The organism is Streptomyces sp. NPDC087440 (genome assembly GCF_044744005.1).
GTDB lineage: Bacteria > Actinomycetota > Actinomycetes > Streptomycetales > Streptomycetaceae > Streptomyces.
In genome coordinates, this window is sequence record NZ_JBIUXN010000005.1 from 14,686 (window position 1) to 37,152 (window position 22,467).

General features: G+C 72.5%; 19 protein-coding genes and 2 pseudogenes. 12 read left to right on the plus strand and 9 right to left on the minus strand.

Going from position 1 to position 22,467, the window contains the following annotated elements:
- Positions 1 to 211: 211 nt before the first annotated feature.
- Positions 212 to 1,441: pseudogene (locus ACIO3O_RS12965) on the minus strand (glycoside hydrolase family 27 protein); the annotation flags it as partial.
- 507 nt (positions 1,442 to 1,948) lie between these two features.
- Between ACIO3O_RS12965 and ACIO3O_RS12970 the strand changes: the two are divergent.
- Positions 1,949 to 2,740, plus strand: coding sequence for a hypothetical protein (locus ACIO3O_RS12970; protein WP_401744921.1), 792 nt, complete (start codon positions 1,949 to 1,951; stop codon positions 2,738 to 2,740).
- A gap of 17 nt (positions 2,741 to 2,757) precedes the next feature.
- Here the strand turns inward: ACIO3O_RS12970 and ACIO3O_RS12975 are convergent, their stop codons facing one another.
- Together ACIO3O_RS12975 and ACIO3O_RS12980 are read right to left on the minus strand one after the other, a co-directional pair.
- Positions 2,758 to 4,011, minus strand: a complete 1,254-nt coding sequence (locus ACIO3O_RS12975; RefSeq protein WP_401744922.1) for an SWIM zinc finger family protein — start codon at positions 4,009 to 4,011, stop codon at positions 2,758 to 2,760.
- Positions 4,011 to 7,067 (minus strand): DEAD/DEAH box helicase, encoded by a 3,057-nt coding sequence (locus tag ACIO3O_RS12980; RefSeq protein WP_401744923.1) that lies wholly within the window; start codon positions 7,065 to 7,067, stop codon positions 4,011 to 4,013. The genes ACIO3O_RS12975 and ACIO3O_RS12980 overlap by 1 nt, the downstream gene beginning before the upstream one ends.
- Positions 7,068 to 7,278: 211 nt before the next feature.
- Here ACIO3O_RS12980 and ACIO3O_RS12985 point away from each other — a divergent pair, with 211 nt between their 5' ends.
- The 8 genes from ACIO3O_RS12985 (at position 7,279) to ACIO3O_RS13020 (ending at position 14,343) form a co-directional block, all read left to right on the plus strand.
- Complete coding sequence (locus ACIO3O_RS12985; RefSeq protein ID WP_401744924.1) at positions 7,279 to 7,686, plus strand: YciI family protein; 408 nt, start codon at positions 7,279 to 7,281, stop codon at positions 7,684 to 7,686.
- The gene (locus ACIO3O_RS12990) at positions 7,683 to 8,834 is read left to right on the plus strand and encodes an RNA polymerase sigma factor (RefSeq protein ID WP_401744925.1); all 1,152 of its coding nucleotides are present in this window, start codon (positions 7,683 to 7,685) and stop codon (positions 8,832 to 8,834) included. Before ACIO3O_RS12985 ends, ACIO3O_RS12990 begins: the two co-directional genes overlap by 4 nt.
- Positions 8,831 to 9,229, plus strand: coding sequence for an AAA family ATPase (locus ACIO3O_RS12995; protein ID WP_401744926.1), 399 nt, complete (start codon positions 8,831 to 8,833; stop codon positions 9,227 to 9,229). The genes ACIO3O_RS12990 and ACIO3O_RS12995 overlap by 4 nt, the downstream gene beginning before the upstream one ends.
- Before the next feature lie 183 nt (positions 9,230 to 9,412).
- On the plus strand, positions 9,413 to 9,862 hold the full coding sequence (locus tag ACIO3O_RS13000; protein WP_401744927.1) for an iron chaperone: 450 nt from the start codon (positions 9,413 to 9,415) through the stop codon (positions 9,860 to 9,862).
- A 142-nt stretch (positions 9,863 to 10,004) separates the two neighbouring features.
- Complete coding sequence (locus tag ACIO3O_RS13005; protein WP_401744928.1) at positions 10,005 to 10,664, plus strand: TetR/AcrR family transcriptional regulator; 660 nt, start codon at positions 10,005 to 10,007, stop codon at positions 10,662 to 10,664.
- A gap of 300 nt (positions 10,665 to 10,964) precedes the next feature.
- Positions 10,965 to 12,890: an alpha/beta fold hydrolase gene (locus tag ACIO3O_RS13010; RefSeq protein ID WP_401744929.1), complete on the plus strand. Its 1,926-nt coding sequence runs from the start codon at positions 10,965 to 10,967 to the stop codon at positions 12,888 to 12,890.
- Positions 12,891 to 12,951: 61 nt separating this feature from the next.
- Positions 12,952 to 13,662, plus strand: coding sequence for a DUF3159 domain-containing protein (locus tag ACIO3O_RS13015; protein ID WP_401744930.1), 711 nt, complete (start codon positions 12,952 to 12,954; stop codon positions 13,660 to 13,662).
- Positions 13,663 to 13,686: 24 nt separating this feature from the next.
- The gene (locus ACIO3O_RS13020) at positions 13,687 to 14,343 is read left to right on the plus strand and encodes a GPP34 family phosphoprotein (RefSeq protein ID WP_401744931.1); all 657 of its coding nucleotides are present in this window, start codon (positions 13,687 to 13,689) and stop codon (positions 14,341 to 14,343) included.
- Positions 14,344 to 14,402: 59 nt separating this feature from the next.
- Here the strand turns inward: ACIO3O_RS13020 and ACIO3O_RS13025 are convergent, their stop codons facing one another.
- The 4 genes from ACIO3O_RS13025 to ACIO3O_RS13040 form a co-directional block, all read right to left on the minus strand.
- Complete coding sequence (locus ACIO3O_RS13025; protein ID WP_401744932.1) at positions 14,403 to 15,473, minus strand: AAA family ATPase; 1,071 nt, start codon at positions 15,471 to 15,473, stop codon at positions 14,403 to 14,405.
- 3 nt (positions 15,474 to 15,476) lie between these two features.
- Entirely contained in the window at positions 15,477 to 16,685 is a 1,209-nt protein-coding gene (locus ACIO3O_RS13030; RefSeq protein ID WP_401744933.1) for an RNA ligase, read from the minus strand.
- 574 nt (positions 16,686 to 17,259) lie between these two features.
- Positions 17,260 to 18,603 (minus strand): esterase-like activity of phytase family protein, encoded by a 1,344-nt coding sequence (locus ACIO3O_RS13035; protein ID WP_401744934.1) that lies wholly within the window; start codon positions 18,601 to 18,603, stop codon positions 17,260 to 17,262.
- A gap of 161 nt (positions 18,604 to 18,764) precedes the next feature.
- Positions 18,765 to 19,514, minus strand: a complete 750-nt coding sequence (locus ACIO3O_RS13040; RefSeq protein ID WP_401744935.1) for a hypothetical protein — start codon at positions 19,512 to 19,514, stop codon at positions 18,765 to 18,767.
- Positions 19,515 to 19,786: 272 nt separating this feature from the next.
- Between ACIO3O_RS13040 and ACIO3O_RS13045 the strand changes: the two genes are divergently transcribed.
- Both ACIO3O_RS13045 and ACIO3O_RS13050 read left to right on the plus strand, forming a co-directional pair.
- Complete coding sequence (locus ACIO3O_RS13045) at positions 19,787 to 20,350, plus strand: RNA polymerase sigma factor (protein ID WP_401744936.1); 564 nt, start codon at positions 19,787 to 19,789, stop codon at positions 20,348 to 20,350.
- Positions 20,347 to 20,688, plus strand: coding sequence for a hypothetical protein (locus ACIO3O_RS13050; protein WP_401744937.1), 342 nt, complete (start codon positions 20,347 to 20,349; stop codon positions 20,686 to 20,688). The genes ACIO3O_RS13045 and ACIO3O_RS13050 overlap by 4 nt, the downstream gene beginning before the upstream one ends.
- On the opposite strand, the gene ACIO3O_RS13055 is transcribed toward ACIO3O_RS13050, so the two are convergent.
- Together ACIO3O_RS13055 and ACIO3O_RS13060 are read right to left on the minus strand one after the other, a co-directional pair.
- A complete protein-coding gene (locus ACIO3O_RS13055) occupies positions 20,669 to 21,529 on the minus strand; it encodes a hypothetical protein (protein WP_401744938.1) in 861 nt (286 codons plus the stop codon). The two genes, ACIO3O_RS13050 and ACIO3O_RS13055, sit on opposite strands and share 20 nt — an antisense overlap.
- An 81-nt stretch (positions 21,530 to 21,610) precedes the next feature.
- Positions 21,611 to 22,228 (minus strand): GNAT family N-acetyltransferase, encoded by a 618-nt coding sequence (locus tag ACIO3O_RS13060; protein WP_401744939.1) that lies wholly within the window; start codon positions 22,226 to 22,228, stop codon positions 21,611 to 21,613.
- Between ACIO3O_RS13060 and ACIO3O_RS13065 the strand changes: the two are divergent.
- Positions 22,218 to 22,451: pseudogene (locus ACIO3O_RS13065) on the plus strand (LysR family transcriptional regulator); the annotation flags it as partial. The gene ACIO3O_RS13060 and the pseudogene ACIO3O_RS13065 sit on opposite strands and share 11 nt — an antisense overlap.
- Between the last annotated feature and the right edge of the window lie 16 nt (positions 22,452 to 22,467).

Here is a 22,467-nt window from a genome sequence, read left to right on the forward strand (position 1 = left end):
CGTCCGAGACCTGACCCCACGAGGTGCGGTCCGGGTGCGCGCGGCCACCAAAGGAGCATGGCCGGCCCGGGACGCTCTGCGGGGCTGCCTGGAGCGGCCTCGGGCCTGGCACAAGGGCCGCTCCGGCGCAAAGCCTCGCAGGCGTCCGCAGCGCATACGGGACAGTGTGCGGGCTTCAGTGACGTGCGACCCGATCGGCGTTGCCGTGGGTGTCTGGTGTCACCCGGAGCAGCACGGTCCCGTGGGCAGGGACCTTCGCCGTCAGGATGTCCTTCGTGCGGCCGGTCGTCTTGCGCCACAGGTCGCGTACCCGGTAGCTCTGGGCCGCGGGCAGACCGACCGCCCTGGCCGTGGTCGAGATGCGCTGCGGTCCGGCGGTCTCGTTGAAGAGCGCCACGGCACGGCTGCCGTCCGCCATCTCCTTGGCGACGACCCACCGACCGCCCTCGGACGTCACCACCACGCCCTGCTTGCCGAGTTTGTCCTGGTCGACCGCGACCACCTCCTTGTTGGACAGGATGGTGAAGGTCTCCGGGGTGGCCTTGCGCAGGTCGGAGCCGATGAGCAGCGGCGCCGCCATGATCGACCACATGGAGAAGTGAGTGCGGTACTCCGTGTCGGTCATGCCGCCGTTGCCGATCTCCAGCATGTCGGGGTCGTTCCAGCCGCCGGGGCCGGCGTACTGCGCCAGCGGCAGGTTCTGCTTCATGATCCCCAGCATGCTGGCCCAGTTGTCCTTGATGTCACGCGTGGTGCGCCACATGTGGCCGACGTCCTTGCCCCACGCCCACGGCTTGTACGAGCCCCACTCGCACAGGCTGTAGAGGATGGGCCGGCCGGTCTCGGCGGAGGCGGCCTTCAGCGCGTCGCGCATGGTGGTGTACCGGAGCATGAAGTCCACGCCCTGGTTGTTGCAGTTGTCGTACTTGAGATAGTCGACGCCCCATGCGGCGAACTGCTTCGCGTCGCTGTACTCATGGCCGAGGCCGCCCGGCATGCCGACGCTGTCGCAGGTCCTCGTGCCCGCGCTGCTGTACAGGCCGAACTTCAGGCCCTTGGAGTGCACGTAGTCGGCGACCGCCTTGATGCCGTTGGGGAAACGCACCGGATCGGGCACCAGCCTGCCCGCCGCATCGCGCTTCGGCTTTGCCCAGCAGTCGTCCAGGTTGACGTACTCGTACCCGGTGTCCTTGAGCCCCTTCGTGACGAAGAGGTCGGCGATCCCCTTGATCATCGCCTCGTTGAACTCGGCCCGGCAATAGGTGGAGTTCCAGTTGTTGAAGCCCATGGGCGGGGTGGGAGCGAGGCCGTCGGGCAACTGCGGCGCACTCGCCGAGACGGGCGGTGCGATGAGGCCCGTCGCGCACAGCAGCGTCGTGGCGAAGGCGGCACGCAAGCCCCTGCGGGTGCGTGGTGTCCTGGGAGCGGTCGGCGGGGTCATGGCGGGTCTTCCTCTGCGATCGGCGGTGTTCCGCGGGGAGGCGAGGGGGAATGCCGGTCTGGACTGTCTGCCCGCTGGTGTCGCATCGGGCTCGGGCCCGGGGGAATTTCACCAGTTTCGGGGGGAAGTTCGCCAGGACGGACGTGGGTGCCGCTGACGATGCGGCCGTCGCCGGTGCTGCCGGCGAGGCACCCAAGGTGCTTTCCCGGCCTGTCCCCGGGCGGTCCCGGAGTCCCTGGTCGTTGACTACGGATTTCCCGGGCTCGAACGGTGCCGTCCCCGCGTCTGCGCGCGCCGACGACAGGACGCTGCTGATCGTGAGCCGTCCGGCCCGGAGCTTCGGGTTTTCCCGCATGCGCACACGAAGCGTGATGGATTGATTTCTTTGGGTGGTCATCATCTCTGTGGCTCGTGACCCCCATGAGACCTCAGGGACGATCGGACAAGAACTCGATGCCTCAGCTACGCACCCTTCAGACAGCCACTCTCGCCAGTTCCCTCGCCCTCATGGCCGGCCTCGCCGGGCCGGCGGCTGGGGCGGAACCGGTCGGCCCCCTGCACCCCGACCTGGCGGTCAGCACGGACCAGCCGCTGATCGTGCCAGGGGCAGGTGGGGTGCAGACGGTGGTGGTGTCGAATGCGGGTGCGGTGACGAGGGGGGCGTCGTTGGTGACGTTCGTGACGCCCGCGTACACGAACATCGATCATTCGGCTGCGTTGCCCGGTGGTTGTTCCATGCGGTACACGAATCCGGACCCGACGGTTCCTGAGGTGGTCAACTGTCTGATTCCGGCGGGGATCGCCAAGGGGGCCTCCGTCCGGCTCCCGATGCCGCTGGCCGTCACCGAACGCGCCCGCCTGACGGGGACCAACCTGGATCTCGTCAGCGTGGTCGCGGCCGAGGGCTCCCCGGACCGCGAGGCCAACATCAACGACAACTCCTCCATGGGCTCCGTCGCGGTTTCCCGTCCCACTCCGGCGACGCCGAAGGGGAACAAGGTGGGGCTCTACCTCACCCACGACGTGCCGGTGCTGGCCGAGGACCGTACGGCCGAGGTCACGTTGACGTACGGCAACACGGGGCCGAAGGCGATGCGCGGGCCGGTGCAGATCACTCTGGTCACGCCCTTCTCCACCAACATCGACCGTGCTGAGCCAATGCCGGACGGGTGCAGGTTCGCCCTGGCCGACGAGTCGATCGGCACACCCGAGATCGTCGTGTGCACGCTGCCCGCCCTCGACGCCGACGAGGAATCCACCCGCCGGGCCGGCGCGCAGCCTGAGAAGCCGCGTACCTGAAGAAGCGGGACAGCTTCTCAGGCGTCCAGGAGCGCGGCCAGGGCGTCGGCCGGGTCCGGGTGGGGGCCGGCGCTCGGCCACCACGTGTCGTTCTCCAGGCGGTAGGGGTACCAGCGGGCGTCGCGGCCGTAGCGGAGCTGGAGGCCGCGGCCGGTGAGTGTCACCCGGTTGTCGGTCGTCTCCAGAGGGGGGAGTTCGTCCTCCGTCCAGTCCGCGGCGAGCGTGGTGCGGGCCCGGGCGAGGTCCTGGTGCGGGGGCGTCCAGGGGGTCTCCAGGGTGTCGAGACCGCAGGGGCCGCCGTACTGCCAGGCCCGGACCGCCCGGTCGAAGTGCTCCGGTGACGCGGACGCCTCCCGGAGGCGGGCGGCGGCCCGCGGGTCGGGGTGCGTGGCGCCGATCCGTACCGCATCCTGCCGGGCGTCCCACGGCGCGGGCGGTTCCGGCCGGAAACCGTGCAGGTGGGCGAGGAGTTCACGGGCCCGGGCCGCCGCACCGGCGACGAGCGGGGCCAGGGGGTCGGCTGCGAGGCCGGACGCCGGGCCGGAGCGGCGGGCGGAGGGGCCGGGGAGGGGCGGGAGCGGCGGCAGGGGGGCCAGGGGCCCGGCGTAGGCGTCGTGGGCGGCGGTGCCGTCCGGGAGGGGAGCCGGTGCGGCGTCCTCCTCGTCGGTCGCTCCGGTCATCGCCTGGAGGAGGACGGCGGACTTCAGCTCCTCCCGTGCCTCCCGCAGGTCCCGTCCCCGGACGAGGAGGAGCAGGGACGGCTCCTGGTCCAGGAGCCAGGAGACCTGGTAGCAGAGCGCCGCCGCGTGCGAGCACGGGTCCTCGAACTCCTCGCAGCCGCAGTCCGCTTCGAGGTCCCCGTAGCCGGGGAGCAGGCGAACGCGGGCGTCCTCGGCGGCCTCCAGCAGGTCGGGCGGCAGATCGCCGGGCTCGTCGGACAGCAACTCCGCCAGTACGGCCGGGTGTTCGGTGACCTGTCCCCACAGGCGCTCCCACTCGGCCTCGGTCAGCTCGACGAAGGTGACGGCGGTGGTGAACGAGGTGTCGCCGTCGTAGGCGTGCGCGGCGATACGGCCGGGGCTGACCGTGATCGGGCCGAGGCGGCCCGAACGGGCGTAGGCGCGGCCCGCCTTGAGGGCCTCCGTGCTCAGCGAGGTGTCCTCCACGGCCTCGGTCCAGGTCCGGCCCCACCAGGACTGGCCCCGGAGGCGGCCGCCCTTGCGGGCGGGGAAGGCGGCGAAGCCCCGCGCGGTGTCGTGTGCCTCGCTCATCAGGCGCTCCTCAGCTCGACCAGGTTGGCCAGTTCGTCGTTGGTCAGGTTCGACAGGGCCTGCTCGCCGGAGCCCAGGACCGCGTCCGCGAGGCCCTTCTTGGCTTCGAGCAGGGCAGCAATACGGTCCTCCACGGTGCCCTCGGCGATCATCCGGTGGACCTGGACGGGGCGGGTCTGCCCGATGCGGTACGCGCGGTCGGTGGCCTGGGCCTCCACCGCGGGATTCCACCAGCGGTCGTAGTGCACGACGTGGTCGGCGCGGGTGAGGTTGAGGCCGGTGCCCGCCGCCTTCAACGACAGCAGGAAGACCGGCACTTCGCCGTCCTGGAAGCGCCGCACCATCTCCTCGCGGCGCGGCACCGGGGTGCCGCCGTGCAGCAGCAGCGTGGGCACGCCGCGCTCACGCAGGTGGCGTTCCAGGAGCCTGGCCATGGTGACGTACTGCGTGAAGACGAGGGCCGCGCCGCCTTCCGCGGTGATGGTCTCCAGCAGTTCGTCCAGCAGTTCCAGCTTCCCGGAGCGGCCCGCGAGCCGGTCCGGGGCCTCCTCCTTGAGGAACTGGGCGGGGTGGTTGCAGATCTGCTTGAGGCCGGTGAGCAGCTTGAGGACCAGGCCGCTGCGGGCGATGCCCTCGGTGGAGCGGATCAGGCCCATCACCTCGCGCACCTGGGACGCGTACAGCGTCTGCTGCTCGGCGGTGAGCGCGACCGGGCGGTCCGTCTCGGTCTTGGGCGGCAGTTCGGGCGCGATGCCGGGGTCGGACTTGCGGCGGCGCAGGAGGAAGGGGCGGACGAGCTCGGCGAGGCGCTGGGCGGTGTCGCCGTACTCCCCTTGCGACTCCCCTGGTGTCGGCCCGAACGCGGCCCGCTCCGCGCGCTCCGCCTCGATCGCGGCGATCCAGCGGCGGCGGAAGTGGGCGTGCTTGCCGAGGAGGCCGGGGGTGGTCCAGTCCAGGAGGGACCACAGCTCGGAGAGGTTGTTCTCGACCGGCGTGCCGGACAGGGCGATCTTCGCGTCGGCGGGGATGTCGCGCAGCGCCTTGGCGGTGCCGGAGTGCGGGTTCTTGACGTGCTGGGCCTCGTCGGCGACGACCATCCGCCAGCCGTGCGTGGCCAGGAGTCCGGCGTCCAGGCGCATCGTCCCGTACGTGGTCAGCACGAACCCGGAGCCTTCCAGGGTGCGCCCGGGCCCGTGGTAGCGGTGCACGGGCGTGCCCGGCGCGAACCGGGCGATCTCCCGCTGCCAGTTGCCGAGCAGGGACGCCGGACACACCACCAGGGTCGGGCCCGCGGTCTGAGGGTGCTCCTGGCGCAGCAGGTGCAGGGCGATGAGCTGGACCGTCTTGCCCAGGCCCATGTCGTCGGCGAGGCAGCCGCCGAGGCCGAGCGAGGTCATGCGGTCCAGCCAGCGCAGGCCGCGCAGCTGGTAGTCGCGCAGGGTGGCGTTCAGCGCGGCGGGCGGGCGCAGGGGCTCGGTGCCGCCGTCGGGGTCGGCGAGCCGTTCGCGCAGGGCGAGCAGCCAGGGGCTGGGTGCCACCGTGACCTGCGTACCGGCGATGTCGGTGCGGCCGGTGAGGGCGACGCTCAGCGCCTCGATGGCGGTGAGCGGCGCGAGGTCGCGGTCCCGGGCCCGGCGCGCGGTGTCGGCGTCCACCAGGACCCAGCGGCCGCGCAGGCGCACCAGGGGGTGGGGGGCGGCGGCGACGGCGGCCGTCTCGGCCTCGGTGAGCGGGTCGCCGTCGAGGGACAACGCCCAGCGGAGACCGACCGTGCCGTCCCCGCCGAAGAAGGAACGCAGGTCGGACGGGGGCGTCCGGTCCGCGCCGACGACCGCGCGCACGCTCAGCGCCCGGGACGCCTCCTTGGGCCACTGGACCTCGACCCCCTGCGCGCGCAGTCGCGCCGAGGCGTCGCCCAGCAGCTCCTGGAGCTCGCGCCCGGTGAGCGCGAGCGAGTCCGGCACCGGCAGCAGCCGTCCCAGCGGGGGCCACGCCTCGGCGGCCCGCCGCACCGCGAGCACCGTGTCGGCCTGCGCCCGCGGCCCGAACCCGGCGGCGTCGGCCCCGGCGAACAGTTCGGCCGCGTCGGCGGACAGGGTGGCGTCGGCGAGGCTGGACAGGTGCGGCACCAGCAGCAGCGCCGACTCGCCCGCGTCCTCGGCGGGGGCCACCTCCACCCGCAGCGCCATCCGGATGCCGGAGTCGACCCCCGCCGACAGCTCCCGCGCCCAGTCCCGCAGGTGCGGCACGTGCTGGGGCTCGACGGCGGCGAAGGCGAGCCGCCCCGCGGCCGTCGCCGCCGCCGGGGTGCGGGGCAGGGCGTCCGCGACCGCCGCGAGGAAGTCCCGTACGAGATCCGTCGCGTCCGGCAGCAGCACGGGACCGCCCTCCGGCACGGGCAGCGGAATCGCACGCGCCTCGCCGGGCAGGGCCGCGGCCAGCTCGTGCACGTGCTGTACGTCCGCGAGGTCCAGCGGCCCGGCCCGCCAGGCGTCGTACCCCCCGTCGGAGACCCCGGGCAGCAACCGCTCCCGCGCCACGAGGTGCAGGGCGAGCCCGGCGGCGGCACCCCAGAAGGCGGCGGCGGGGTGGGCGGGGTTCCCGGTGGGCGGGGCGGCGGGCCGCCCCGAGGCGGACTCCGCCCCGGGGCCCGCGTCCTCGGGCCGGTGCGCCCGCCGGCCTGCGGCTTCCGCCGCTTCGCGCGCGGGGTCCGCCGGGCTGCCCGCCCGACCGCCGCCGGACCCGTCGCCGCCCGTCCGCTCGCCGCCCACCTGCTCGCCGTCCGCCCCCGCCCCGTACAGCCGACGTGCCGTGAGCAGGGCGGGCAGGGACTCCTCCACGGGCAGGCGCAGTACGGGGACCTTGCGGACGGACACCTCCGCCCCGTCCCGTACGGCCATCGGGGCCTCGCCCGGCTCGCCGCACGGCAGGTCGGGCAGGGGAGAGCCGGTCGGGGACCAGAAGGCCAGGCGGCCGGTCCTGGCCGGGTCGCCGGGTTCGAAGACCGCCGCGTACCGCGCCAGCAGGTCCGCCTGCTCCCGCGTCATCCACACCATGCGTGCTTGCCCCTCGCGTCGTTCCACCCCTGATTCCACCCCCGGGAGACGTGCGGCGCAGGGGAAGGGTTGTGCCGTTCGGGACATCGGTGAAAAGTTTTTCGGCGAGGATGGCGAAACGATGTCGAGAAGCCGGACCCCGCTCCGTCCCTGGTATGAACGCGGCAGTCGCACCCGGCGAGTGACCGCACCAGCACCGAGGAGAACCGTCATGGCCAAGTACCTGATGCTCAAGCACTACCGCGGCGCCCCGGCGGCCGAGAACAACATCCCCATGGAGAAGTGGACGCCCGAGGAGATCACCGCCCACGTGCAGTACATGCGGGACTTCGCCGACCGGCTGGAGAAGAGCGGCGAGTTCGTCGACGGCCAGGCGCTCGCCCCCGAGGGCACCTGGGTGCGGTACGACGGCGAGGGGCGGCCGCCGGTCACCGACGGGCCGTTCGCCGAGACCAAGGACCTCATCGCGGGCTGGATGGTCATCGACGTCGACAGCTACGAGCGGGCCGTCGAGCTGGCCGGGGAACTGTCCGCCGCCCCCGGCGCGGGCGGCCGGCCGATCCACGAGTGGCTGGAGCTGCGCCCGTTCCTGGCCGAGCCGCCCACGGTCACCGAATGAGCGCCACGCTGGACGAGGCCCTGCTGAGGGGCCTCATCCCCGGTGTGCTCGCCGTCCTCGTCCGCCGCGGAGCAGACTTCGCGGCGGCCGAGGACGCCGTACAGGAAGCACTGCTGGAAGCGGTGAGGACCTGGCCCGAGGACCCGCCGCGCGAGCCCAGGGGCTGGCTGGTCGCCGTCGCCTGGCGGCGCTTCCTCGACGCGACCCGCTCCGAGGCCGCCCGCCGCAGGAGGGAGGAACGCGCCGAGGAGGAACCCGAGCAGGGGCCCGCGTCCGACGCGGACGACACCCTCCAGCTGTACTTCCTGTGCGCGCACCCCTCCCTCACTCCCTCGTCGGCGGTCGCGCTCACCCTGCGCGCCGTCGGCGGGCTCACCACCCGGCAGATCGCCGCCGCGTACCTGGTGCCCGAGGCGACGATGGCGCAGCGCATCAGCCGCGCCAAGCGGACCGTCTCGGGCAGCCGCCTGGACCGGCCCGGCGACGTGGCCACCGTCCTGCGCGTCCTCTATCTGGTCTTCAACGAGGGCTACTCCGGCGAACTCGACCTCGCCGCCGAGGCGATCCGGCTCACCCGGCAGGTCGCCGCCACCGTCGACCACCCGGAGGTGGCGGGCCTGCTCGCCCTGATGCTGCTGCACCACGCCCGGCGGGACTCCCGTACCGCACCCGACGGCAGCCTCGTCCCGCTCGCCGAGCAGGACCGGGGCCGGTGGGACACCCGGGCGATCGCCGAGGGCGTCGGCATCCTCCAGGCGGCCCTGGCCCGCGACCGGCTCGGCGAGTTCCAGGCACAGGCGGCCGTCGCGGCGCTGCACGCGGACGCGCAGCGGGCACAGGAGACCGACTGGGTGCAGATCGTGGAGTGGTACGACGAGCTGGCCCGCCTGACGGACAATCCCGTCGTACGTCTCAACCGCGCCGTCGCCGTGGGGGAGGCCGACGGCCCGCAGGCAGGGCTGAAGGCCCTCGCCGAACTGGACGCCTCCCTGCCGAGGCACACGGCCGCGGCGGCCCACCTCCACGAGCGCGCCGGGGACCTCGCGACGGCGGCCGAACTGTACGCGGAGGCCGCCCACAAGGCACCCAACCTGGCGGAACGCGACCACCTCACCCGGCAGGCCGCCCGTCTCAACGCGGCCTCATGACCACCCTCTTCCTCACCGTCGGCCTGCCGGGCGCGGGCAAGACCACCCTCGCCCGGCACCTGGCCGCCGAACACCGCGCGTTGCGCCTCACCCCCGACGCATGGATGCTGCCCCTCTTCGGCGCACCCGAGACAAACGGCAGACGCGACGTCCTGGAGGGCCGCTTCCTCGCGCTCGCCCTGGACGCCGTACGCCTCGGCACCAACGTGATCCTGGACTTCGGCTGCTGGACCCGCGACGAACGCACCGCGATCCGCAGCCTGACCCGGGCCGAGGGCCTCGAGGAACCCGACCGGGCGGAGACCGACGGCCGCACACCGGACGATCCGCCTGCCGGGAGCGGGAGTTGGCGGGAGTGGGCCGAGGTGCGCCGGCCGGGCCTCGCGCAAACCTGACCCCGTACGCAGACGCATTCCGTGCAAACCTGAGCCCCGTACGCAGACGCATTCCGTAGTGCATTCCGTGCTCACCACGGAGGCGCGCGAAGGGCGCTCCGAGGGAGGCTGTGACCACAGCGAACGGCCCGCCGGGGCCACGGACGCCACTGACAATGACGCCACTGACACTACGGAGTGACCATGACCAGCTCTGCCACGTCCTTCGACGGATTCAGCGAAGAGGAGCGGGCCGCGATGAAGGACCACGCCCGCGAGCTGAAGGCGGCCGCACGCCGCCAGTCGCAGGCCGACAAGGACGCGCAGGCGGAGCAGGACGTCGTCGCGAAGATCGCCGAACTCGACGGCACCGACCGGGTCCTGGCCGACGGCTTCCACCAGCTCCTCAAGAAGATCGCCCCGGAGCTGAACGCCAAGCTCTGGTACGGGATGCCCGCGTACTGCCAGGACGGCAAGATGGTGTGCTTCTTCCAGAGCGCGGCGAAGTTCAAGGCCCGGTACGCCACGATCGGCTTCAGCGACCAGGCGGCGCTGGACGAGGGCGACCTATGGCCCACCACGTACGCGGTGACGGCCCTGACGCCCGCGACGGAGTCCCGTCTGACGGACCTGGTCGTGCGGGCGCTGGGCTGAGGCCGGGCGGAGAACGAGACGGAACACTGCGGCGGCGTCACCGGATCCGGTGGCGCCGCCGCAGTGCTTGCCCCCTTGTCGTGTGTCACTAAGTGACGTACTGTCGTTGAGTGACGTCGAGCGATGAGGAAGGGTGAGCGTGATGGCCGCGCAGCGCAGCACCGGTGGCGGGATGAGCGACCAGCGACGAGAGCGGCTGCGGCTGGAGATCTCGCGGGAAGCGGCACGCCTGTTCTGGGACCAGGGCGTGGCCGGGACCAGCGGCGACCAGATCGCCGAAGCCGTCGGGCTGTCCACGCGCACCATCTGGCGGCACTTCCGCAGCAAGGAGAGCTGCGCCGAACCGATCGTCATGCAGGGCGTCGTCACGCTGCTGAGCGTGCTGCGCACCTGGCCCAGGGAGAGTTCCCTGGAGGACCACCTCACCGCCGAACTCACCCGGCTCCGCCACGAGGCACCGCCCGTCGGCCTGCCCGACGAGCTGCTGGCCATGAAGATGATCCGGCTCGCCGACACCGAACCCGCACTCCGTACGGCCTGGCTGATGGCCTGCGACCAGACGGAACAGCAGATGCGGGCGATCATCGGCGACCGGCTGGGCCGCCCGGCCGACGACCTCGACGTGCGGCTGCACGCTGCGGCCACCGCGTCGGTGATCAGAGTGCTGGACGAGCACATCGGCGCGGCCCTCCTCGCGGGTGCCGACCCCGCCGAGTTCGGCGACCTCCCGGCCCTCGCCGGGCGCTTCGCCCACGCGATCCGCACCGCCACCGGAGGCGCTGTCGGCGACCCCGTCGCCTGAGGGGTGCGCGCGGCGCGTGGGCCCGGGGAGCCAGGGGTGCCGGTGCGCCCGGCGCGTGACGCTCGGGGCACTTCCGGGGGCGCGGCTCTCGGGCTGTACCCCGCGGCGTAACGCGGGGGCCGAGTCCGGTGACGTATCGCTCCGCGTGTCCACGGCGACGTAACGCTGCGCACGTGCACGGCCAGGTCATTACTGCGTGACGACGCGTCCGCCGTCCGGCATGCGCGTGCCCCCCGCCCCCGCCCTCGATCTCGCGGCATCCGACAACCGGCAATCTCCCCACTCACAAGGAGTGTCCGTATGTCCACCGTTCCGTACGCATCCGCTGACCGGCGGCCCGCCGGTCAGCCCCCGTTCCTCGCCGTCGAGGACTTCTTCGCTTCGCCCGTCCGGGCCGCCGCCTCGATCTCGCCCGACGGCACCCGCATCGCCTACCTCGCCCCCTGGCGGGACCGGCTCAACGTGTGGGTGGAGGGGCTCGACACGGGGGAGCCCGCGCGCTGCGTCACCGCCGACGAGCGCCGCAGCGTGCACACCTTCCACTGGACCGACGACCCCCGCTGGCTCCTGTACGCCCAGGACGGCGACGGCGACGAGAACTGGCACCTGTACCGCGTCGACCTCGACGACCCGGACGCCGAAGCCCTCGACCTCACCCCCTTCCCCGGCGCGACGGCCATCGGCGGCGAGACCTCGCCCGACCGGCCCGGCAAGGTGCTCCTGCACCTCAATCACCGCAACCCCGTCGAGTTCGACCTGTGCGAAATCGACGTCGCCAGCGGCGAGTTGACGACCGTGGCGCAGAACCCGGGCCGGTTCACCGGACTCCTCGTGACGCCCGGCGACGACCTGTACGCCCAGACCTGGAAGCCCGACGGCGACATCGACCTCGCCCAGTGGGACCCCGCGACCGACTCCCTGCGCCCCGTCACCACCTTCGACGGCACCGAACACCCCCTGGGCGTCGACCCGTTGCACCCCACCCCGGACGGCCGAGGCCTCTGGATCGCCGACTACGGCGACACCGACCGCCTCGGCCTGGCCCGGCTCGACCTGGCCACCGGCACCCGGACCGAGGTCTACCGGCACCCCGCGTTCGACCTCGACACCCGCTCCAGCGTCTTCCCCGGCATGCCGGACCCGCTGATCCTCGACCGGCGCACCGGAGACCTCCTCGGCGTCCGCCACCTCGGCGAACGGCAGGTCGTCCACCCCCTCGACCCGCACTTCGCGGCGGTCCTGGAGCAGCTGGAGAAGCTGGCCGAGGGCGAAGTCGCCGCCCTGTCCAGCGATCTGAGCGGCACCCGCTGGGTGGTCAGCTTCAGCAACCCCCGCGACCCGGGCGTCACCTACTTCTACGACCACTCCACCGGCGAGAGCCGCTTCCTCTTCCGGCCGCTGCCCGCGCTCGACCCCGAGACCCTCGCGCCCATGGCACCGGTCACGATCACCTCCCGCGACGGGCTCAACCTGCACTCGTACCTCACCCTGCCCCTCGGCCTCGAACCGCGCGGGCTGCCCCTGGTGCTGCTGGTGCACGGCGGCCCCTGGCACCGCGACAGCCTCCGCTTCGACCCCACCGCCCAACTCCTCGCCAACCGCGGCTGCGCCGTGCTCCAGGTCGACTTCCGCGGCTCGACCGGGCACGGGAAGGCCTTCCTCCAGGCGGGCGTCGGGGAGCTGGCGGGCAAGATGCACGACGACCTGATCGACGCCGTCGACTGGGCCGTCGCCGAGGGGTACGCCGACCGCGACCGGGTCGCGATCTTCGGCGGCTCGTACGGCGGGTACGCCGCCCTGGTCGGTGTCAGCTTCACCCCCGACGTGTTCGCCGCCGCGATCGACTTCTGCGGCATCTCCAACCTCGTCACCTTCCTGCGGAACGTGCCGGAGTTCGTGAAGCCGTCGCTGTACAACAACTGGTACCGGTACGCCGGGAACCCCGAAGACCCCGCCCAGGAGGCGGAGTTGCTGGCCCGCTCGCCGATCAGCCGGGTCGACGCGATCCGCGCGCCGCTGATGGTCATCCAGGGCGGCAACGACGTCCGCGTCACCCAGGCCGAGTCCGACCAGATCGTCGACGCGCTGCGGGCGCGGGGCGTGGAGGTCGCGTACCTGGTCAAGGACGACGAGGGCCACGGCTTCGTCAACCCGGAGAACAACATCGACATGTACCGCGCCGCCGATCGCTTCCTCGCGCAGCACCTGGGCACCCGGACGGCCTGAGACGCAGGCGTTCGTCAGCACATGCCGGACTCCCCCCACCACTCAGTGAGTTGATCCTGTGATGACTGATCCGATACGTCCCACCGACCCCCACACCGCCGAGCCCGACCCCCAGGCCCCCGCCCCCACCCCGAACCCCGCCCCCGCCAAGCCCACCGCCCTGGAGCAGATGGGCGGCGCCACCGGCATGGTCTACACGATGCTGCCGGTCGTGGCTTTCGTGGTCGCCAACGCCTCACTCGGCCTGACCGCCGCCATCGCCACCGCGGTCGGCGTGGGCATCGCGCTCACCGTGCTGCGACTGGTCCGCAAGGAACCCGTACAGCCCGCCCTCTCGGGGCTGTTCGGCGTCGCGGTCGCCTCGTTCGTCGCCTGGAAGACCGGCTCGGCCAAGGGGTACTTCCTGCTCGGCATCTGGACGAGCCTGCTGTTCGCCGGGATCTTCCTCGTCTCGGTACTGGTGCGCCGCCCCCTGGCCGGAATCGTCTGGGGCGCGCTCAACGGCACCGGGACCGCCTGGCTGAAGGACAAGCCGTCCGTCCGCTACTACGACATCGCCACACTCGCCCTCACCGGCGTGTTCGCGGCCAGGTTCGTCGTCCAGCAGTGGCTGTATGAGGAAGACTCCACGGGGTGGCTGGCCTTCGCGCGGATCGCCATGGGCTACCCGCTGCTCGCCCTGGCCCTCCTGGTCGTCGTCTGGGCCGCCCGGCGCTCGGGCAAGCGGCTCAGGGCGCAGGCCGGACCGACGCCGCCGACCACGACGCCGTAACTCCCCCTACTTGGAGGCCGGAAGATGCGACTGACCCTGCCGCAGCGGCTCTACCTGCTCTGCTACACCGTCGACAAGGGCAGGTTCGAGCTCACCAATCTCCAGGGCCGGGGCCAACTGCTGCGCGCCGCCGCCCTCCACGAACTGGCCCTCGCCGGACTCCTGAGCGTCGAGGGGAAGAAGGTCCGCCAACGCGGCACCGCCCCCAGGGACGACGGCTTCCTCGCCGAGGTCTGGCGCGACCTGCCCGCCGAATCGGCCAAGAGCTGGCTCCAGTTCGTGCACAACAAGGCCGCCACCGCCGAGAAGCCCGTCCGCGAGCAGCTCGCCGCGGCGGGAGCGATCACCGTCGAGCGGCAGAGGAAGCTGGGCGTGCTGCCCTTCGACCGGGTCTACGTCAAGGACCCGCAGCAGGTTCTCGACCTCCAACAGGGCCTCCGGGACGTGGTGTTGACGGGTACGAGCCCGGCCTCGGCGGTGACGGACGAGCTGACGATGGCGTGCTTCGCGGTGGAGGTCGAGGTGACGAGCGTGTTCACCGCCAAGGACCGCCGCGAACACCGCGACGCCCTCAAGGCCCTCGCCGCGTACTACGACACGCACCTGGTGCCCGGCCTCCGCAGGGCCCTGCGCGACTCGTACCTGTCGAGCAGGGCGGTGGGCGGGGGCTGGGGCGCCTGACCGGAAGGACGACGAAGGCTCCGCAGACGTACTTCCGTCTCCGGAGCCTTCGTCCGTCCTCAGAACTTCCCGTAGTTCACCTGCCAGGTCGGCAGTCCCATCCGCCGCCACAGCTCGACCACCCGGTCCCGGTCGTCCAGCGACACCCGCACCGCGAACCGCTCGCGGACGTGCGCGTCGAACAGCTCGGCCTTCACGACGTCGTCCCGCCGCTGGTCCTTCGCGGGCCGCATCCACAGTTCGTCGTACGGTACGTCGTTGCGCTTCAGCCACTCCTCGGTCTGCTCCCGGAACTCCTCGCCCCGGCCCGACAGCAGGACGAGCGTGTCGCCGTGCGTCTGCCGGAAGGCGAGCAGCGCGTCCCGCACGGAGGGGTTCAGGATGTCCAGGCCGCAGCGCGTGAAGTCGTACGGGCCGCGGTCGCCGGTCAGCGCGAGCGTGCCGTCGATGTCGCACAGCACGGCGGACGGCAGGGCCGGGTCCGGGACGTACGGGGTCACCTCCACCTGGTCGTTGAACCAGTCCGCGGTGAGCCGCCAGCCGCCCTTGGTCGCCTTCGCGTGCTTGTCGGCGAGGATGCGGATGATGTCCTCGCCGACCGGGTTCGCTCGGGCGGCGTCGCGTCGTACGCACTCCTCCACCGGTACGTCGGTGAAGTCGTGCACCACGAAGCTGGCCAGGCCCGCGACCGCCGCCTTCAGCCGCTTGGGGATGTGCGGGGTGAGGTGCGTGTTGTCGACGACCACGTCGAAGCCGCCGTGGACGGCCGCGCGGACCGCCTCGTCCTGGACGGCCAGCACGGTCTGCTCACGGGCCCAGGAGCGGGCGCGGCCCTCGGGGGACTCGTCGCGCTCCCGCTTGGCGGGCAGGTCGAGCATGGCGCGCAGGTCGTCCAGGTTGACGCGTCGCATACCGCCGTCGGACTCCGCCTGGAGGGCGCGGGCGGCGGTGGTCTTGCCGGAGGCGGGCAGGCCGGTCATCACGTGGACGACGGGCAGGCGGGTCGGGGCGTCGGCCTCGGACTGGGTCTCGGTCTCGGTCTCGGTCTCGGCGAGCGTCTCGGTCTCGGCCGGCGTCTCGTTCTCGTTCCCGGCCTCGGTCGCGGCCTCGGGAAGGGGCGTGTCGGGCATGGTTCAGCTGTCCTCATCGGTCTTGAACGGGTCGGCGGCCACCGGCTTCAGCGCACGCCACACCACGAGGTCGGTCGGCCGTCCTTCCAGCCGCTGGAACATGGCGGCCTTCACCGCACGGTCCGGCAGCGCCTGGGCGGCGCGGGCGAAGGCCGCCCGGTCGTCGCCGAGGTGGGAGATCGTCGCATACGCCTCGTCGATGGCCCGCTCCCGGTCGGCGAGGGCCGCCTCCAGCCGGTCGATCACGCCGCGCACCCACGCGTCGAACTCGTCCGGCACCTGTTCCAGCAGGTCGTCCAGCGGGGTCGCGCCCGTGGCGTCCGCGACGGAGCTGCCGACCGCCTGGGCGACCAGCTTCGGCGGGCGGCCCGCGTCCCGGAAGCGCTGGATTCCGTAACCGCGCCAGATGTCCCGCTCGGTGATCCCGGTGAGGATCCTGTGCAGCCGTACGTACTCCGCGATCTTCACCTTGGCGCGCAGGCCGGAGGCGAACCGGATCACGAAACCCTCGGCGTCGGTGCCGGTGGAGGCGCCGCCGCCGGGCAGGGTGCTCGACGCGGTCAGCTCGACCAGTTCGGCCAGCGGCATCGCGGGCCACACCCGGACCACGGAGCCGATCGGCGCCCACGCCTCGGCGGCCTCGGCGAGCGGCACTTCCGTGCCGTCCGGGCCGTATGCGGCGAGGAGGACGAGGTCGCGGCGGTCGCCGTAGTTCACGACGATGCGGTTCTCGGGGTAGAGGATCTCCGCGAGGTACGTCGTGCCGGGCACGAGCGCACCGGTGTCCTTGCCCGTGAGCCAACGGCCCGCCCAGGTCGCCTGCTCACTGGTGAAGGACCCCTTGGACGCGACGTGCCAGCGGCCCGAGTGGTGGAAGACGATGGCGAGGCTGCCGTCGACCTTGTCGTACACCTCGAAGGGCTCGTCGGGGAGGCCGGGCGCGTACGGGCGGCCGAGCGCGTGCTCGGCCGCGTTGAAGAACTTCGGCAGCGGCAGCGCGGCCACCTCGCCCGTCTCGTCGTCGACGACCAGTCCGCGGCAGCGCGAGGTGACGTCCGTCCAGGCCTGTTCGTACTGGCAGGTACGGGTGTACGCGTAGATCGACAGCGGCAGTTCCGGGTGCGTCCGGCGGGTGACGTGGCCGATCTCGACGGCCTTGGCGAGGTCGCCGGGCTGCATGAGGTGGTCGAGACGAAGACGGGTGGAAGACATGGGATCACTCCTGGTGAGGTCCCCCGCATCTTCTCGCGCCCATTGATCCGCACGAAAGCGATTAACGCCGTGGCGCGGGGCGAGGGGCGTTGTGCGGCGCGAGGGCGTTGCGCGGTGCGGCGCACCCACCTCCACGGCACCGCGCCACGCCGCGCGTAGGGCACCGCTCCGCGCACAAGTCCCGCGCATACTGCCCGCCCGGCCGCTGCGGGTGCCGCTCGGACCGCGCGCGTGCCGCTCGGACCGCACTGAGTGCGGGCGAGCTGGGCGGGCTCGGTCACCGGTGCCGGGCCGCGCGCCCAGGCCCGTGCATCGAGCGTTGTGCGTCGGCTCACCGGCACCTCGCGGTGCGTGTCCAGACCCACGCCGATTCGAGAAGCGCGGGCCCGGACACCCGCGTTGAGGGGGCCGGGCCTCGCGCCGTGCGGGGCAGGGCACCCGCCTCAAGCCGGAAACGTGACCGCCCGGTCACGTGGCCATGAGGTCACCCGGCACCCGTTCACAAGGCCATCCGTCCACCCGCACCGGGTCCCGTCTCCGACAGTCGCCCGCACCGGGCCGGGCCCCCGCCCGATCAGCGGACCGCGTGCGGCAGGCGGACCCGGACGAGCGTGGTTTCGATGTTGCTGTCGACAAGTCGGCCCTTCGCGTCGAAGGCGGACGGGCCGTCCGTCATGCCGAAGTCGTTGTCGTTCAGCAGGACCAGCGTCTTCGAGCCTTCGAGCGCGACGCCCTCTATCTTGCCCGGTACCCCCTTGACCGTGTTCATGTCGACCACCAGCCGCTTCGGCAGCACCGGCACCCCGGCCGCCGCCGGGTCGGGGAGTTCCTCCACCGAGGGCTTCGCGGCGGATTCCCACCGCGAGCCCAGGATGTCGTTGCCCGGCCGCAGCCGCACCTCGTGCAGGCGGGCGGACTTGTCCGTGCGTTCCTGGACCAGGAGTCGGTCCCCGCCGAGCGCCACCAGCGCCGAGATCTTCAGCTCGGAGGTCTTCTTCTGGCCGGGCTCGACGACTCCGACCGGGTCGAACCGGTACACGTACTCGGCCGTGACCTTGCCCTTGCGGGGCGAGAAACGCAGCAGGCGGGTCGCCCGGGACTCCTCCCCGGCCTCCTTGCCCGGGTTCAGCAACGGGCTCTGCAACCCCAGCACCAGATCCCCGCCGGGCAGCAGCGCCAGCCCCTCGAAGCCGCGGTTGATCTTCCGCTTCAGGAAGACGGACGGCAGCGACTCGATCACCGGGTAGCCGGCACCCGTCAGCTTCAGCCCCTTCGGCACGTGCCGCTCCAGCACCCGCCCCCGCGCCGACACGTGCACCAGCGACGGCCCGTACTCGTCGACCAGCCAGAAGCTGCCGTCCCGGTCCTGGACGATGCCCTCGGTGTCCAGACCGTTGGGGTTGTACGTCAGGGGCTGGGAGGCGTCGAAGTTGTACGGGGCCTCGTCGCGGCCCGCCTGGTTCGGCAGCCCGGTGACGGGGGAGCCGTTCGACGTCGTCAGCGGGATGGCGCGCAGGACCTCGATGCGCCCGCCCGTGGCGCGGATCTTCACGATGGCCGGGTTGAACCCGGGCACGGGGAAGGTGCGCCGCTTCTCCTTGCCGATCTCGATCTGCCCGTTGGGGCCCCGGTCGGTGACCGTCCAGAACTCCCCGCGCCGCCCGGCCGGGTACAGGTCGCTGCCGATGCCGCCGAGGTCCACCCCTCGGTCGTCGCGCACGGTGCCGGGCAGCAGACGGTTGCTGAACTGCGCGAGCGGAATGTCCGGCAGCGTCGCCGTCGACACGACCCGCGCCCCTTCGGGCCGGTGCCGCGTCGGGGCGGCCGCGTCGGCGGAGCCCACCACGGTGGTCAGCGCGAGCGCGGTGGACAGCGGCAGCACGACGGCGACGGGACGACGCAGGGCACGCGGATTCATGAGCAGGACAACTCCCTCGGACAGCACAGCACTTCGCACATGGTGGAAGCCCACGGCGACAGCGCCATGATCGGCGGCACCGTCCAACGCCGGGCGACGCGTACATGACGTCGGGGCGATCCCTGGGTGAACGCAGACCGGGACCCGACCCAGGGAGCCCCCTACGCGCGCGGCCGCATCAGCAGCAGGTCCTCGCCCCACGCGTCCAGCACCCCACCGTGCCCCGCCCGCCGCGCCACCGCCTCGACCCGGGCGAACAGCCGGCGCTGGGCGGTCGCGTCACCCGTGCGCGAGACGTGCTCCACGGCGTCCAGCAGCGGCCCGGTCTCCCAGCCGGGCAGCGGGAACCGGGCGAGTTCCCACTCCAGGTACTTGTTGTACGGGCGGGGGCGCCGGTCCAGGGCGAAGAGCAGCTCCAGCAGGAAGCGGACACTGTCGACGGCATCGAGCCGCGCGGCGAGCGGGTGCCCGTCGCGGTCGTTCTTCACCGAGCGGTAGAGGGAGTTGGCGTAGGCGTCCAGCCACTCGCCCGCCTCCCGGAACGCCTCGTCGGCGCCGAGCCGCGCCTTGTCGGCCAGCAGCCGGGCGATGCCGCCGTCGAGCCGGTCGAGCACGACACGGGCCCGGGAGAGGGCGTACCGCTCGAAACCGGGCATGCCGACCGCGCGGAAGGCCGCGAGGGGCAGGACGACGAGGTCGAGTTCGGGGCTGCGGTGCCCGGCGTACCGGGCCAGACCGGTGGCCTCCCGCTCGGCGCCGTCGGCGAGGACGACGTACAGATCGTGGTCGGAGTGCTCGGTGGCCATGCCCTCGTGGGCCCGCGACCCCTTGAGGACAAGACCGACGACCGTCGGATCGGCGACGGCACGTGCCACGAACGCGTCGTAGGTCAGGGGGAGTTGTGCGCTCATCGGGAGGACTCCGGTCGGGTCGGGACGGGTGCTGCGGCGGGGCGGTCCAGTCTCGCCGGAACGGACCGCAACCTTCGCTGAATCCTTTTCGGGGTCCGGTGCCTCTTGTCTGCGTAACCGGTCGGACGGGCCGGTGGAAACAGGAGGAGACACCCGTGGTGATCACTGGCATCGTGGTCGGCGTCCTGCTCGTGGGCGCGTGCAGCTGGCACCTGGTGCGGCGGTACGGCAGGCGGGGCTGACGTGGCGGCCGTCGAGGAGGGGAGCAGTCCGTGAAAGCGCGTTTCAGCTGGCCCGACGAGCGGCTGATCAGGGCCGCGCAGGGCGGGGACGTCACCTCGCTGACGACAGTCGTGCTGGAGTCGCAGCCCCATGTGCGCAAGTTCGCCCTGTCGTTGTGCGCCTCGCGGCAGGACGCCGAGGACGCCGCGCAGGAGGCGCTGATCATCCTGTACCGGAAGATCGGCACCCTGCGGGCGACCGGGGCGCTGGCCTCGTGGATGTTCCGGATCGTACGGAACGAGTGTCTGCGGCAGGTGCGTTCGCCGGCCGTACGGAGCGAGGAGGCACCGGCCGAGACCGCCGGGCCGTCCGCCGAGGAGGCCGTGCTCCAGCGGCTGGAGGTGGCGCGGATCGCGGCCGCCGTCGGCGCGCTGCCGCCCGACCAGCGGCAGGTCCTGGTCCTGCGGGACCTCCAGGGCCTGCCGGGCCGGACCGTCGCGCACGCGCTGGGGCTGAGCACCGCGGCGATGAAGTCCCGGCTGCACCGGGCGCGTGCCACGCTGCGCCAGGAGCTGGCATCGGCGCGGGCGACCGAGGGAGAGGTACGACCGTGAGCCCCCGGACCACCACCGCACCCGCGCCCGACTTCGCCAGCCGGTCCGTCCCGCGTCACCTGGCGCGCGGCGCCATCGGGCTGGGGCTGATCGGCGGCGCGCTCGCCCTCGTACCCGTCGTCGGACCGGTCGCGCTGCTGGCAGCCCCGTTGGCGCTGGTCGCCTTCCGGGGCTGCCCGACCTGCTGGGCGATCGGCCTGGTGCAGACGATCTCGCGGGGGCGGCTGGAGCGGCGCTGCGAGGACGGGGTGTGCACCCTGGAGAAACGGCCCCCGGCAAACGCCGGCAGCGGTCTCAGCAGCAGTCTCAGCAGCAGTCTCAGTAGCGGTCGAGGATGAGCTGCGTCTTCAGGATGTCGCCCCGGTACAGCCACCCGTTGGCCTCGGCGACCGCGACGGACTCCCGGTGCAGGTCGGCGGCGGCCGTCCGGGAGTCCGTCTTGAACGACAGCTCCACGACGTACTCCGTGCCCGTGCCGCCCGCGCCGACCACCGGCAGCACCTCGATGCTCGCGTCGTCCGAGGCACCCCACGCGCCGCCGTACACCTTCGCCGTCACCGGACCGTGCGCACGCGAGGTGCCCAGCGCGTTCGTCGCGTCCTTCAGCTTGCCGGGGGCGTCGGCGACCAGCCAGCCCCGGCCGGTGTCGCCCGCCGGGAGGGAGGTGTTGGGGTAGTCCTTGGCACTGCGCTTCTTCTCGTTGCTGAAGCTCAGGGTCTGCTTGGCGTAACCCCAGTCGACCTCCGTCTTGTAGGCGGAGTCGGCGCTGTCGAAGCCCGCCGCACGGGCCGTGCTCAGGGCGGCGTCGAGGTCGCCGCCGGTGACGGGGAAGCGCTTCTTGTACGTCTCCTCGAAGGACGAGCCGTCCTTGTGCCGCAGCCGCACGCTCCACCCCTGGGCGTCGAGCGCGCGGCCGTCGGTGTCGTAGTAGCTGTACGAACGCGCCTTCGCGGCACCGGTGATGCCGAAGGCCTGCCGTACCGCCGCGCTCGGCGCGTGCGAGGCGTCCAGCGCCGAGACCGTGAGGTTGATCTTCACCTCGTACGAGACGGCAGCATCGGCGGCGTGCGCCGGAGCGGCGGGGGACAGCAGCGCGGCCGCGACGGCGAGCGCGAGGGCGGGACCGGCGGTGGTGGCGGGGCGCAGGGCCCGGGGGAGGGCCTGGGTGAGGGAGGTCATGGGGCCGATGATCACGGGGCCGCATGACCTCCCGGCGAGGAGTGGATGAACCCGGGGCGACCAACAGGCCCCGCCGGGCACCTACTTCCCGGCGGACGCCTGCGGCTCGCGCCACATCCCCCACAGCGTCGGGCCCCCGCCCGGCAGCTCGAACTCCTCGCGCACCCGGAAGCCGAAGTGCTCGTACACGGGCACGTTCGACGGCTTGGACGATTCCAGGTAGACCGGCTGCCCCGCCGCGTCGGCCTGCGCGAGCCCCGACCGCAACAGTGCCGACCCGTGCCCCTGCCCGCGGGCCTCCGGGTCCGCGCCGATGAGCGCGAGCGACCAGTGCGGTTCCTGCGGGGCGTGCCGGGCGGCCGTCTCGACGGCTGCGCCGAACTGCGCGGCCCGCTCCCCGAGGATGCCCGTGAGCACCTCGATGGTCGCCGCGTCCGGAACCGCCTTCTCCTGCGCCTCGGCCGGCACCCAGAACGCCGCCGCCGAAGCGGTGCGCTCGCACAGCCCGTGCAGGACGTACTGCCGGGTGAACAGGGTCTCGAAGTACCGGGCGAGGGAGTCTTCGCGCGTGGCGTCGTCCGTGAAGAACGACAGCATCATCGGGTCGTCGACGAAGGCACGGGCCAGGGTCCGGCCGATCCGGGCGGCGTCGTCGGCGGTTGCCGTCTGAGGGGTGATCGTTTTCGGCATGGCCCTCATTCTGCACACCGCTGATCTGCGCTGGTGCGAGGGGTCGCGGAGCCCTCAACCAGACCGCCAAGGGTTGCCCTTGACGTCGATCGTGGCCGAAGCACGTCACTTCGGCAGGGCCGCCGAGCAACTGCACATCGCGCAGCCTCCGCTCTCGCAGGCGATCCGTCGCCTGGAGGGGGAGCTGAGGGTCGAGCTGTTCGCCCGGACGACCCGGCAGGTCGCGCTCGCCGGTGCGGGCGAGGTGT

Coding starts and splice junctions, on each gene's coding strand:
- ACIO3O_RS12970 (WP_401744921.1), top strand. CDS start 1,949: ATGGCCGGCCTCGCCGGGCCGGCGGCTGGGGCGGAACCGGTCGGCCCC.
- ACIO3O_RS12975 (WP_401744922.1), bottom strand. CDS start 4,011: ATGAGCGAGGCACACGACACCGCGCGGGGCTTCGCCGCCTTCCCCGCC.
- ACIO3O_RS12980 (WP_401744923.1), bottom strand. CDS start 7,067: ATGGTGTGGATGACGCGGGAGCAGGCGGACCTGCTGGCGCGGTACGCG.
- ACIO3O_RS12985 (WP_401744924.1), top strand. CDS start 7,279: ATGGCCAAGTACCTGATGCTCAAGCACTACCGCGGCGCCCCGGCGGCC.
- ACIO3O_RS12990 (WP_401744925.1), top strand. CDS start 7,683: ATGAGCGCCACGCTGGACGAGGCCCTGCTGAGGGGCCTCATCCCCGGT.
- ACIO3O_RS12995 (WP_401744926.1), top strand. CDS start 8,831: ATGACCACCCTCTTCCTCACCGTCGGCCTGCCGGGCGCGGGCAAGACC.
- ACIO3O_RS13000 (WP_401744927.1), top strand. CDS start 9,413: ATGACCAGCTCTGCCACGTCCTTCGACGGATTCAGCGAAGAGGAGCGG.
- ACIO3O_RS13005 (WP_401744928.1), top strand. CDS start 10,005: ATGGCCGCGCAGCGCAGCACCGGTGGCGGGATGAGCGACCAGCGACGA.
- ACIO3O_RS13010 (WP_401744929.1), top strand. CDS start 10,965: ATGTCCACCGTTCCGTACGCATCCGCTGACCGGCGGCCCGCCGGTCAG.
- ACIO3O_RS13015 (WP_401744930.1), top strand. CDS start 12,952: ATGACTGATCCGATACGTCCCACCGACCCCCACACCGCCGAGCCCGAC.
- ACIO3O_RS13020 (WP_401744931.1), top strand. CDS start 13,687: ATGCGACTGACCCTGCCGCAGCGGCTCTACCTGCTCTGCTACACCGTC.
- ACIO3O_RS13025 (WP_401744932.1), bottom strand. CDS start 15,473: ATGCCCGACACGCCCCTTCCCGAGGCCGCGACCGAGGCCGGGAACGAG.
- ACIO3O_RS13030 (WP_401744933.1), bottom strand. CDS start 16,685: ATGTCTTCCACCCGTCTTCGTCTCGACCACCTCATGCAGCCCGGCGAC.
- ACIO3O_RS13035 (WP_401744934.1), bottom strand. CDS start 18,603: ATGAATCCGCGTGCCCTGCGTCGTCCCGTCGCCGTCGTGCTGCCGCTG.
- ACIO3O_RS13040 (WP_401744935.1), bottom strand. CDS start 19,514: ATGAGCGCACAACTCCCCCTGACCTACGACGCGTTCGTGGCACGTGCC.
- ACIO3O_RS13055 (WP_401744938.1), bottom strand. CDS start 21,529: ATGACCTCCCTCACCCAGGCCCTCCCCCGGGCCCTGCGCCCCGCCACC.
- ACIO3O_RS13060 (WP_401744939.1), bottom strand. CDS start 22,228: ATGAGGGCCATGCCGAAAACGATCACCCCTCAGACGGCAACCGCCGAC.